The organism is Streptomyces sp. NPDC058665 (genome assembly GCF_042714995.1).
Taxonomy (GTDB): Bacteria; Actinomycetota; Actinomycetes; order Streptomycetales; family Streptomycetaceae; genus Streptomyces.
Window position 1 is genome coordinate 1 of record NZ_JBHXRX010000047.1, and the last position, 11,611, is coordinate 11,611.

The window sequence follows — 11,611 nt, forward strand, 5'->3', positions numbered from 1 at the left end:
GCCCGCAGGGTGGTTTCCTGTGGGCACTTCGGCAACGCGGCGAGGTGCCGTGCCAGGCGTTCCGGGCCCGCGAAGATCCACCGGACAGGACCTAGAGGTGCTACACCTGCTCCGCGAGCCAGTCGACGTGGCCCTCCCGCTCGGTCACCGGCTCGCCGACCGCGACTCGGTACGCGCCGATGAGGTGATCGATGAGCCATGGATCGGGTACCCGAAGCGGTTTTCACTGGGCCGCATCCTCACTGCAGTCGGCACGCAAACCGGGCGCCCTCCCAAGATCATTGTCTGTTCAACGCACCTGCCTCTGATCGAGAAACTGGTGGCGCAGGAGCGCGGAATCGCCCTACTGCCCCGGTACAGTTCGCGGGAACGAGCGGCTGGCCGGTTCGCCCTGGTGCCGTTGACCGGGCTGCGGGCCGGCCGATGCCTGGAAGCGCTGTCTCGTCCCGAACGCGCCGCCCGCCGGGCCGCCCAACTCGTACAGGACGCACTGGTCGCCGAAGCCCGGCAGACCGACCCTGCCGTGGGCGTCCACGCCGAGTTCGGCGCGTGTGTACAAGGGGAAGCGTCACCAGGAACCCACCCTGTCCGTCGCTCAGTTCCGGGTCTTGTTGCTCTCGACCCATCGCGCGGTGGCCTCGTTGGAGGCCCGCAGATGCGCGGTCATCCGCTTGCGGGCCAGCCGCGGGTTGTGGTCGACGATGGCCGCGGCCACGCCCTCGTGCTGCTGGAGGTTCCTGAGCAGGAGGCGGGAGTTGTTGGCGTAGGCGCCGTAGGAGAGGTTGTGCGGAAGGCGCCGCCTGAGCTCGGCGATGGTGAGGGCGAGCTGTCGGTTGCACGACGCCTCGACGATCACCGAGTGGAACTCGTGGTTGGAATCGGCCCAGCGCTGCGCCTGGGTACGTTGGTCTCCTTCGCTCGCGCCCAGTTGCTGTATGGCTTCGCCGAAGCCCTTCCAGGCGTCGAGCATGCGCTTGAGCTGCGCGTCGTTGATCCGTTCGGTCGCCAGCTCGGCCGCATAGCCTTCCAGCTCGGCACGGACGGCGCCGATCTCGCGGATGTCCTTGCCCGAGTGCCCGTTGACGCGAGCGCCGCGGTGCGGGTCGATGGTGACGACGCCTTGTGAGTGGAGGATCCTCAGGGCCTCCCGCACCGGGGTGCGACTGACGCCGAACTCCTCGGCCAGGGCGCCGTGCCGCAGCCAGGCGCCGATCGGGATCTCGCCGGCGAGGATTCGTCGCTGCAGCACCGCGACGATGTGGTCACTGATCGGTTCGGCCCCCTGGTTCGCAGCGAGGTTCGTGGGCAAAACAGTCATGACGTTTCCTCGGAGGGACGGCGGCTTCCAGCACACAACGATACCAATACGGCACCGCGAACGGTGCCCCCTATTGCATCTGGTTCTGGCCAAATGAGATGCGACCTGCTGGTCACGGGAGGTCGCCGTCAGGGCGCGCCCTCCAAGGCATGCTCGGCCTTGTCGTGATGCCGGTCGCGACCACGCCCGCCTCGGGCCGCGCGCGGGATCAGCAGCGCCAGGAACGCCGCGGCGACGAGCGAGGCCGCGAGCGCGAGGAGCCCGTTCGCGTAGCCGGCCTCCCGCGGCAGTCCGTCCGCGCGCGGGCTGGCGGTCACGATACCGGCCATCACGGCGGTGCCGAGGGATCCGCCGATCGTGCGGACATTGGCGTTGACGCCGCTGGCCGCGCCGGTCTGCTCCTGGGGCACCGCCGCGACGACGAGGTTGGACAGGCAGGCCAGCACGAGACCCGTGCCCACCCCCATGACCGCGTTCGCGACGTAGTGCATCCACTTCTCGTCGTGGGCGAGGGCGAGCGCCGCGGTGGCCGTCGCGGAGATGAGGCAGCCCACCACCACGACGGTCCTGGGCTCGGTCGACCTGACGAGCGTGCCCGAGAGCAGCCCGGCGGAAAACATCGTGACGGCCATCGGCAGCAGCATGATCCCGGACTCGGTGATCGAGGCTCCGAGCCCGTATCCGGTGGCATGGGGGGTCTGGGCGAACTGGGGAAGGAAGGCGTACGCCGCATACATCCCGAACCCGACGAGGAGGCTGACCGCGTTGGTCGTCCACACCGCGGTCAGCCGCATCATGGCCGGGTCGATGAGCGCCGACGACGAGCGCCGTTCGACGGTGATCCATGCCGCACCGAGCACGACGGCGCCGAGCAGCAGCCCCAGAGTCGGTGCGGACGCCCAGCCCCAGGTGTTCCCCTGGCTCACGGCGATCAGCAGGCTGGCCAGCCAGCCCGACAGCAGGAGCGCGGGTGCCAGGCTGATCGTGCCGGCTCGCCGGCCGGGCGAGTCGGGGACGATCATGTGGGCGAGCGCCGCGGTGACGCCCGTGACAGCCGCAGGGAGCCAGAAGAGCCAGTGGTGGCCCAGGACGTTCACGATCGGGCCGGCCAGGACGATGCCGATGCCGCCACCGACGGCGCCGAGTGAGGCCAGCAGGCCAATGGCACCCGGAGCCCGTCTCGCCGGCAGCTCGTCGCGGACGATCCCGAACGCCAGCGGCAGCACCCCGCCGCCGACGCCCTGGATCACCCGGCCGGCGATCATGACCTCGATGCTGCCGGCCAGGCCCGCCACGAGCGACCCGACGGAGAGTCCGGCGAGCGCGCCGACCAGCATGCGCCGCTTGCCGACCCGGTCGCCGATGCGGCCGATGAGGGGAGTGCAGATCGAAGCCGACAGCAGGTAGGCGGTCATGACCCAGGTGACGGTCCGCTGGTCGGTGCCAAGCTCGGTCCGCAGCTCTGACAGGACGGGCGTCACCAGCGACTGGAGCAGCGCGAAGCTCGTGACGGACACCGTGAGAACCGCGAGGGTGGTGCGATGACGGGTGCTCCGTGCTCTCCTCACGGGCGCCGACTCGCGGGTCCGGTCCGTGTCGGCACGTGACGGCGCTCGGCGAGGGCCCGCATGCTCAGTCGTCGGTGCCGGAGGCGGACACCGTGTGCGGCCGGGTCGTCGTACCCCGTCCATTGGTCTCCGACTTGCGTCCCTCTGACGGGGACTCCTCGCCGATCAGCTCGATGATGTAGTGCGTCACCGGGTGGTCCTCAAGGTTCCGGATGCGGTGCGGGGGAAGGGGCCCGCCGCGTCCAACAGTCTTGAAGAACACGAACCCCCGCTCCGCGTGCTGGGAGATGGGCCAGTCGTCCTGGCCGTGCTCCTGGGCCTCCGCACGGCCCGCGTTCGGCCACAGGATCAGGTGGTCGTGCTGGTGCTCGTGGAAGTCGAACATGCCACCGGCCTCGAGGTTCATGGCCCAGACCCGCACGCGGTCGTTCTCGAAGACCAGCTCGTCGCCAGGTGTGGTGGGAAATCCGGAGACCGAGTGCCGGTCTGGGGTCGCGGTCATGTGTCCCTCTCTGGAGGTGTGAGGCCGGCCGGTGCCGGGCTTGCGCGATGAGTATCGGACGCGCCTATTATTGCATCCAATCTGCATCAGTATAGATGCAGACTTGATGAGGGGACAAGACGTGACCAGTAGTGCCAGCCAGGCCTTCCAAGCCCGTCCGGACCTGACGGGTTCCTTCGGCATGTGCGCCTCCACCCACTGGCTCGCCTCGTCGTCCGCGCAGGCGGTTCTCGAACGCGGCGGCAACGCCTTCGACGCGGCGTTCGCCGCGGCGTTCGTGCTCCACGTGGTCGAGCCCCACCTCAACGGGCCGGGTGGCGACCTCGTCGCGCTGATCGCTCCCGTCGGCTCGCCGCCGCGGGTCCTGGTGGGTCAGGGGCCGGCGCCGAAGGGAGCCTCGATCGATCACTTCGCCGCCGAGGGCCTGGACGGGGTGCCGGGGGCGGGCGCACTCGCGGCAGCGGTCCCCGGCGCCGTCGACGCGTGGCTGCTGATGCTGCGAGACCACGGCACGTGGGACCTGGCCGATCTCCTCGAGTACGCCGTTCACTACGCCGGTTCCGGGCACCAGATCATCGAACGTGCGGCAGAGACGATCGCGGCCGTGGCACCGTTGTTCCGGGAGAGCTGGCCCTCGTCGGCAGCGCTCTGGCTGACGGACGGGGCCGCTCCGGAGGCCGGTGCCGTCGTCCGCAACGCGGATTACGCGGCCACACTCGCCCGGCTCGTGGCGGAGTCGTCGAGCCGGGCCGGCGAGAGGGCGAGCCGCGCCGACCGCATCGATGCCGCCCGCGCGATCTGGCGATCGGGGTTCGTGGCCGAGACGATCGCCGGCTTCGTCCGGTCGACGCCGCACCTGCACTCGTCGGGAACAGTGCACCGTGGAGTCCTCACCCTGGATGACATGGCCGGCTTCCGGGCCACTTACGAGGACCCGGTCGTCGGTTCGTTCCGGGGCACGCAGGTGCTCAAGGCGGGTCCGTGGTCGCAGGGGCCGGTGCTGCTCCAGACGCTGGCCATTCTCGACGGATACGACGATGCCGAGCTGGATCTCACGACCGATACCGGGGTCCACCACGTGATCGAAGCCCTCAAGCTGGCGATGGCCGACCGCGAGGCCTATTACGGCGAGGGGCTGTCGGTGCACGACCTGGACGATCTGCTCTCGGCCGAGTACGCGAAGGAGCGCCGGTCGCTGATCGGGCCGACGGCGTCGGACCGAGTCCGGCCGGGCCGTCTGGCAGGCCAGGACGAGCCGGTGCTCGTTTCGTTCGCGACGGCGGACGAGACGGCGGCAGGGCCGGCCGGCGTGGGCGAGCCGACTGTCTCCGTCTCGGGTTCACTGCCGGGCGACACCTGCCATCTGGACATCATCGACCGGTGGGGCAACGCGGTGTCCGCGACCGCTTCGGGCGGCTGGCTGCAGTCCTCGCCGGCCGTCCCCGGCCTGGGGTTCGCGCTCGGCACCCGGCTGCAGATGTGCTGGCTGGACGAGGGCAGTCCGTCAGCGCTGCGCGCCGGACACCGGCCGCGGACGACGCTGACCCCCACGATGCTGGTGCGCGACGGCGCCGTCGTGAGCGCCCTGGGCACGCCGGGCGGTGACCAGCAGGACCAGTGGCAGGCCGTCTACCTGGTCAACACGCTGGTGGGCGGCCTGAGTCCACAGCAGGCGATCGAGGCTCCGGCGTTCCATACGACGAGCTTCCCCAGCAGCTTCTGGCCACGCACCTGGACGCCCGCGGGCGCCGTGGTCGAGGACCGGCTTGGCGACGACCTGATCGAAGCCCTGGTCCGTCGCGGGCATGTCGTGACGCGCGCCGGCGAGTGGTCCCTCGGGCGCCTTTCTTCGGTCAGCCGGGAACCGTCGACCGGGCTGCTGACCGCTGCGGCGAACCCTCGTGGCGCCCAGGGGTACAGCGTCGGCCGGTGAGCGGACCGGTCGCCCGGGGTCGCGCGGCACCCCATGGAAACAGTTTGTTTCGTCTGTTCCGTTCCTTGAAATTGGATGCAATACTCCCCGCATTGCTTTTGACCCAGGCCCGAAACCGGCGTAGCTGGTCAGTCCCCGAAGGAACCGAATGATGATTACGTCAAGGAGCAGGACCACCTGGCGACCAGGTGTCGTCCTCGTGGTCACGCTCGTCTCTGTGCTTGCCGCAGCGTGCTCGTCCTCGGGCACGAGTGGCGCGGCCGACGACGAGCTGAAGATCATCGTCCCGTCGGCGCCCGCGTCGTGGGACACCCGTCAAACAGCCTCGCAGATGCTGGCCGCCCAGCTACTGGTCAACGAGCCGCTGATGACCTACCAGAGTGATGGCTCAGTGGTTCCCAACCTCGCCAGCTCGGCGACCAACCCGTCGCGCACGGTCTACGAGTACACGCTCCGGAAGGGCGTGACGTTCTCCGACGGCAGCCCGCTCACCGTCGACGACGTCAAGTTCTCGTACGAGCTGCACAGCGCCGACGACTCCACGTCGTACACCGCGGCCGCGTGGTCGCAGGTCGACAGCATCGAGACCCGCGGCACCGACAAGATCGTGATCACCCTGGCGGCACCGGACCCGCAGTTCCGCTACACGATCGCCAAGGTCGGCATCGTCAGCAAGGCGTATTACGAGAAGCACGGAGACACCGTCGGCACCCCCGACGTGCCGCAGATCGGCACCGGCCCGTATGTGTTCGACCGGTTCGCCCCCCAGTCCAAGACCACCCTCGTCGCCAACGAGGACTACCGAGGCGACCCGCCGCGCTTCAGCAGCATCACGATGGAGGTGGCCAAGGACGACGCGGCGCGCGTGGTCGCGCTCCAGACCGGGGAGTTCGACGGGGTCGTGAACCCGCCGCTGAGCCAGATCGGGTCGTTCGAGGACCTCGACGGGTTCACCGGGCAGGAAGCCCCGGACCTGGCCATCTACCGGGTGAACTTCGACACCGAGAAGCCCCCGTTCGACGACGTCCACGTGCGCCGGGCCATCATGCACGCGATCAACCGGCCGGCACTGGTCGACGGCGTCTTCGGCGGCCGGGCCATGCTCGCCTCGACGCTGGTCCCCGAGCCGATCATGGCCGCAGCCGGTGATCCCGCCGAGGTAAAGCAGGCCTACGCGGCGCTGGAGTCCGACCTGGCGTTCGACCTCGACGCCGCTCGCGCCGAGCTGGCGCAGTCGAGCCGGCCGGACGGTTTCGCCGTCCAGATCCCGGTCGACCAGGGCGATCCGAGCCAGTCGCTCATCGCCCAGACCATGGGACAGGACCTCGCTGAGATCGGCGTGAAGGTGAAGGTCAAGGCGCTCGACCAGCAGGGTCACGGTGACGCCGTCTACTTCAAGCACACCGCGGACGGACTGTCGGTCGACTCGTGGAACGGCGGCACGCCCGATCCGCTCAACATCCCGAAGAACGTCCTCACCCCCGGCCTGTTCGGCAACGCGGCACGATACGACAACTCCGAGGTCGCGGCGCTGCTCAGCGACTACCAGAAGCTCGACATCGAGGACCCGACCCGGGTCCCGGTGCTGATGGAGGCGCTGTCCACCGCCGCCACCGACCTGCCGATGGTGCCGCTGCTCACCCCGAAGGTCTACGCCTTCTTCCGGGACGGCATGGCGCTGGAGGACTTCGACACCTTCTGGTACATGACCCGCTGGACCGAGAACCTCACGTCATGAGCCAAGACCTCATGAGCCCGGCGCTCGCGCCCCGGCGGTGGGTGATCCCACCGCTGGCGCGGATGATCCTGCAACGGCTGGCTGCGGCCGTGGCCGTGCTGTTCGTCGTCACGATCCTGATCTTCGCCTTCATCCACGCGGCTCCGGGCGGGCCGGAGCAGGCGATCGGAGGGCGGGAGGCCACTCCCGAGCTCCTGGAGGCGATCCGCGAGGCCAACAACCTCAACGACCCTCTGTGGCAGCAGTACGTCAGCTTCCTGACGTCCCTGCTGCAGGGCGACCTCGGCACGTCGTACACGCGCCGCGAGCCCGTCTCGACCTCGATCGCGACGGCGGCGGGGGTGACGCTCCCGCTGCTCCTCGCCACGTGGGTGCTGTCGACCGTCATCGGCGGGATGCTCGGTCTCTACACGGCGCGCCGCCAGGGCAGCCGTGCCGACCGGGCCGTCATCGGATTCACCGTCGTCGGCGCGAGCTCACCGGTCTTCGCGACCGGCGTCCTGCTGTCGTACGTCTTCGGTGTGGAGCTCGGCTGGCTGCCCACCCTGGGCGCCGGAGAAGGCGGACTGGACACCGTCACCCACCTGATCCTGCCCGTGCTCACGACGACCATCGTGCTGATGGCCTCCACCACCCGCTTCGCCCGGATCCGGTTCGGGCAGGTCCTCGAAGAGGACCAGGTGACGTTCGCCCGGTCCAGAGGGCTCTCGTCGCGCTACATCATCCGGACGATCGTGCTGAAGAACTCCGGCGTCCAGATGATCACCCTGGCCGGTGCGGTCCTCGTCGCCATGACGGGCGGACTGGTCGTCGTGGAGCAGGTGTACGGCCTGCAGGGCATCGGCACCCTGCTGATCACCGGCATCACGATGCGCGACATCCCGATCGTGCAGGGCGTGACGCTCGTGGTCGCCGTGATGGTCGTGGTCATCAACCTCGTCGTCGACATCCTGTGCTTCGTCATCGATCCCCGGCTGCGCAAAGGTCTGGAGACTCCCTCATGACCAACGCCAATGTGTTGACCGGCGGACGGGTCTCCCCGTGGCGCCGTTCGGCTGGACGACTCAAGCTCCCGGTCACGGTGGGCATCTCGATCGTGTTCATGGCCCTCGCGGTGATCTGCGTAATCGCCCCGTTCGTCGCGCCGCACGATCCAGCGTTCATCGATCCGGCGAAGTCGTTCCAGGGACCGAGCCTCGACCACCTCCTCGGCACCGACCAGCTCGGCCGCGACATCGCCTCAAGGATCATCGCGGGCGCCCGGACCGCGGTCCTCGCGCCGCTTGCCATCGCGGCGGGAGCCGTGCTGATCAGCACCGCCCTCGCGGTGCTGGCCGGATACGCCGGCGGACGGGTCGACGCGGTCATCGGACGCGTCAACGACGTCCTCTACTCGATCCCGTCGCTGACCGTCGCGATCGTCATCGTAGGTGTCGTCGGCGGAGGCTTCGCCCTGTCGATCGCGGTGCTGACGGTATTCGGCCTGCCGAGCAACATCCGCCTCCTGCGCGCCGCGGTCCTCGAACGGGTGAACCTCCCGTACATCGAAGCCGCCAAGATGTCCGGGATCTCGACCCCCAGGATCCTCCTGACGCAGCTGGTGCCGGCCATCAGCCCGCTCATCGTGACCTCGTTCTTCCTCCAGGTCACCTTCGCGATCGTCGAGCTGTCGTCGCTGTCGTTCCTCGGACTCGGAGTCGCGCCCGGCTCTCCCGACTGGGGTCTGATGCTGGCCGAGAACCGGTCCGCGCTCTCGTCGAACGTCTGGGCGGCGGCCGGACCAGGACTGTCCCTTGTCGCCCTCGCGGTCTCCGCCAACCTGATCGGGGACTGGCTCTACACGAAGTACGAGAAGGCGGGTCGGTCACGATGAACAGAGTGCGGAGCACGACTCCGGCGGTCCCGGCCATCCGGTCCACGGGCCTGAGCGTCGTCGGCCATCGAGCCGGCCGGCCGGTGTCGATCACCGACGACGTGAGCGTCCAGGTCGGTGCCGGCGAGTCCATCGCAATCGTCGGAGAGTCCGGCAGCGGCAAGTCCATCACGGCACGGGCCATACTCGACCTGCTGCCGCAGGGGCTGGACGCGAAAGGCGCGGTCGAGCTCAACGGCGAGCTCCTGGTCGGCCTGAGCCGCCGGGAGGCGCAGCGGATGCGCGGCGGCGAGCTGGCGTTCGTGATGCAGGACCCCTTCACGATGCTGAACCCCATCAGCCGTTGTGGCGAGCAGATCACGGCCAAGCTGCGCGGCGAGAACGGGAGGCGCCTCTCGTCACAGGCGAGGAAGGAGCAGGCGCGGGCCCGCCTGGCCGAGGTGGGCATCGCCGACCCGGCCGTCGCCGACCGGTATCCGTTCGAGCTGTCGGGCGGCATGCGCCAGCGCGTCGCGATCGCTGCGGCCATCGCCGAGAACCCTCGGGTCCTCATCGCCGACGAGCCCACGACCGCGCTCGATGTCACCACGCAGAAGGAGATCCTGGAGCTGCTCAGCAGACTCCGCGACACGCACGGGCTGGGCCTCATCCTGATCACCCATGACCTGCGCGTCGCATTCTCGGTCTGCGACCGCGTGTACGTCATGTACGCCGGCGAGATCATCGAGACCGGCCGGCCCGACGACCTGGTCGCGGCTCCGCGACATCCCTACACCGCCAACCTGATCCAGGCCGACCCCCCGATCGACCGCCGCCTGGCGAGCCTGGCGAACATCCCGGGCTCCGTCCCAGCGCCGGGCTCGTGGCCGCCGGGCTGCCGGTTCGCCCCGCGATGTCAGTGGGCCGCGCCGGAGTGCGCGGCCGCGCACCCGCCCCTGGAGGCCGCCGGCTCCGGTCATGCCGTGCGGTGCATCCGCGCCGGCGAGATCGCACCGGACCTGGTCGCGGCCCTGCGCCGGGACCGGCGGGCGGTCGTCACGCCTGCGCGTACCGACGACGGATCGGCGCCGATCATCAGCACCCGGGGCGCCCGGCGCAGCTACGGCGACAAGGTCGCCGTCGTGGGCGCGGACGTGGACGTCTTCCGGGGCGAGAGCGTCGGGCTGGTCGGTGAATCCGGCTCCGGGAAGACCACGCTGGCGCGCATGATGGTGGGGCTCACCCGGCCCACGTCCGGCGCGATCCGCGTGGCCGGTGTCGACCTCGCCGCCGCGCGGGTCTCCAAGGCCGGCTGGAACACGGTCCGGTCCACGGTCCAGATGGCGTTCCAGGACCCCTACTCGACGCTGAACCCCCAGCGCTCGGTCGGCTCGGCCCTGCGCGACGGTCTCCGGCTGACCGACAAGGCGGACGTCCCGCGCCGTATCGACGAGCTGCTCGAACGCGTGGGCCTGGCAGCCGACTACGCCGGCCGCATGCCGGCGCAGCTGTCAGGCGGCGAACGGCAACGCGTCGCGATCGCCCGAGCGCTGGCGCGCGACCCCCAGGTGGTCGTGTGCGACGAGGTGGTGTCCGCGCTCGACGTGTCCGTCCAGGCGCACATCCTCAACCTGCTGAGGGAATTGCAGGCCGACCTCGGCCTCGCGTACGTGTTCATCACCCACGACCTCGCGGTCGTGCGGCAGGTCACCGACCGCGTCTACGTGCTCAAGGACGGCGCGATCGTCGAGCACGCCGCCACCGAGAAGCTCCTCGACGACCCCCAGCACCCCTACACACAGCGGCTCATCGCCTCGATCCCGCACGTCGAGTCGATGACCCGCCGATGACACACACCAGCAGAGCGACAGAGAGGTCAGCCATGACAGTTCAGACACCCCAGAGAGTGGTCGTCGGCGCGATGCAGGTCGCGTACACCGAGTCGGGCACAGGCGAGCCGCTGATACTGGTGCACGGCGGCGAGAGCGACCGCACCCAGTTCACCGCCCTGCGACCGTTCCTGGGAGCCGGCATCCGCGCCATCTCCTACGACCAGCGCGACACCGGCGACACGGTCAACCCCGGCGACCCGTACACGATCGACGACCTGGGCACGGACCTGGCCGACCTGGTCGGCGCCCTCGGATACGAGCGTGCGCACCTCTTCGGCACGTCGTACGGCGGCATCGTCGCCATGCACGCGGCACTGGGTCATCCGGAGCGGTTCACCAGCCTCTCGCTGGCCGCCTGCCCGCCGAACGCCGACTTCGGCGGGCCGGGGATGGCGACCCTGCTCCAGCTCGATCCGGAGGAACGGCGCGGGTTCATGGTCGACATGCTCATCACGCCCCGCGGCCAGGCCGACGACCCGGGCCTGCTCGACCGCGCCCGAAGCGTCCTGACTCCCCGGACGCCCGAGCAGAACGCCCGGCGCACGGCGGCCGTCTCCACGCACGACGTCCTCGACGCGCTGGCCGGCCTCAGCGTGCCGACCCTGCTGATCCACGGCACCGACGATCCCCTGATCCGCGTCGAGGCGGCCCAGGAGATGGCCCGGCGGATCCCGGACTCGCGCCTGGAGCTGATCGACGGCGGACGCCATGGGATAGCCACCGAATTCCCGCAGCTGGTGGCGGGGGTCGTTCGAGAGTTCGTGCACGGACGGCCCGCCGGCCGATGACCCACCGACCACCGACCGCC

General features: G+C 69.7%; 10 protein-coding genes and 1 pseudogene. 7 read left to right on the top strand and 4 right to left on the bottom strand.

The window, feature by feature from the left end:
- Positions 1-127: 127 nt before the first annotated feature.
- A pseudogene (locus ACFWV8_RS26760) lies at positions 128-442 on the top strand (LysR substrate-binding domain-containing protein); the annotation flags it as partial.
- On the opposite strand, the gene ACFWV8_RS26765 reads toward ACFWV8_RS26760, so the two are convergent.
- The 4 genes from ACFWV8_RS26765 to ACFWV8_RS26780 form a co-directional block, all read right to left on the bottom strand.
- On the bottom strand, positions 344-559 hold the full coding sequence (locus tag ACFWV8_RS26765) for a hypothetical protein (protein WP_384208693.1): 216 nt from the start codon (positions 557-559) through the stop codon (positions 344-346). The pseudogene ACFWV8_RS26760 and the gene ACFWV8_RS26765 overlap by 99 nt on opposite strands.
- Positions 560-595: 36 nt before the next feature.
- Positions 596-1,318, bottom strand: a complete 723-nt coding sequence (locus ACFWV8_RS26770) for a GntR family transcriptional regulator (RefSeq protein ID WP_384208696.1) — start codon at positions 1,316-1,318, stop codon at positions 596-598.
- Between the two features lie 128 nt (positions 1,319-1,446).
- Complete coding sequence (locus tag ACFWV8_RS26775) at positions 1,447-2,835, bottom strand: MFS transporter (protein WP_384208702.1); 1,389 nt, start codon at positions 2,833-2,835, stop codon at positions 1,447-1,449.
- A 115-nt stretch (positions 2,836-2,950) separates the two neighbouring features.
- A complete protein-coding gene (locus ACFWV8_RS26780; protein ID WP_384208705.1) occupies positions 2,951-3,388 on the bottom strand; it encodes a hypothetical protein in 438 nt (145 codons plus the stop codon).
- 106 nt (positions 3,389-3,494) lie between these two features.
- Here ACFWV8_RS26780 and ACFWV8_RS26785 point away from each other — a divergent pair, with 106 nt between their 5' ends.
- The 6 genes from ACFWV8_RS26785 (at position 3,495) to ACFWV8_RS26810 (ending at position 11,591) form a co-directional block, all read left to right on the top strand.
- Entirely contained in the window at positions 3,495-5,321 is a 1,827-nt protein-coding gene (locus tag ACFWV8_RS26785) for a gamma-glutamyltransferase family protein (RefSeq protein ID WP_384208708.1), read from the top strand.
- Positions 5,322-5,538: 217 nt separating this feature from the next.
- Entirely contained in the window at positions 5,539-7,059 is a 1,521-nt protein-coding gene (locus ACFWV8_RS26790) for an ABC transporter substrate-binding protein (RefSeq protein WP_384208711.1), read from the top strand.
- On the top strand, positions 7,056-8,063 hold the full coding sequence (locus ACFWV8_RS26795; RefSeq protein WP_384208715.1) for an ABC transporter permease: 1,008 nt from the start codon (positions 7,056-7,058) through the stop codon (positions 8,061-8,063). The genes ACFWV8_RS26790 and ACFWV8_RS26795 overlap by 4 nt, the downstream gene beginning before the upstream one ends.
- Positions 8,060-8,932 (top strand): ABC transporter permease, encoded by an 873-nt coding sequence (locus tag ACFWV8_RS26800; RefSeq protein ID WP_384208718.1) that lies wholly within the window; start codon positions 8,060-8,062, stop codon positions 8,930-8,932. Before ACFWV8_RS26795 ends, ACFWV8_RS26800 begins: the two co-directional genes overlap by 4 nt.
- A gap of 5 nt (positions 8,933-8,937) precedes the next feature.
- Entirely contained in the window at positions 8,938-10,761 is a 1,824-nt protein-coding gene (locus tag ACFWV8_RS26805; RefSeq protein ID WP_384208721.1) for a dipeptide ABC transporter ATP-binding protein, read from the top strand.
- A 32-nt stretch (positions 10,762-10,793) separates the two neighbouring features.
- Positions 10,794-11,591 (top strand): alpha/beta fold hydrolase, encoded by a 798-nt coding sequence (locus ACFWV8_RS26810; RefSeq protein ID WP_384208723.1) that lies wholly within the window; start codon positions 10,794-10,796, stop codon positions 11,589-11,591.
- Positions 11,592-11,611 lie beyond the last annotated feature (20 nt).

Excerpts from the sequence above, each read along its gene's own strand:
- ACFWV8_RS26780 (WP_384208705.1), bottom strand. The coding sequence starts at position 3,388 with ATGACCGCGACCCCAGACCGGCACTCGGTCTCCGGATTTCCCACCACA.
- ACFWV8_RS26785 (WP_384208708.1), top strand. The coding sequence starts at position 3,495 with ATGAGGGGACAAGACGTGACCAGTAGTGCCAGCCAGGCCTTCCAAGCC.
- ACFWV8_RS26795 (WP_384208715.1), top strand. The coding sequence starts at position 7,056 with ATGAGCCAAGACCTCATGAGCCCGGCGCTCGCGCCCCGGCGGTGGGTG.
- ACFWV8_RS26810 (WP_384208723.1), top strand. The coding sequence starts at position 10,794 with ATGACAGTTCAGACACCCCAGAGAGTGGTCGTCGGCGCGATGCAGGTC.
- ACFWV8_RS26770 (WP_384208696.1), bottom strand. The coding sequence starts at position 1,318 with ATGACTGTTTTGCCCACGAACCTCGCTGCGAACCAGGGGGCCGAACCG.
- ACFWV8_RS26800 (WP_384208718.1), top strand. The coding sequence starts at position 8,060 with ATGACCAACGCCAATGTGTTGACCGGCGGACGGGTCTCCCCGTGGCGC.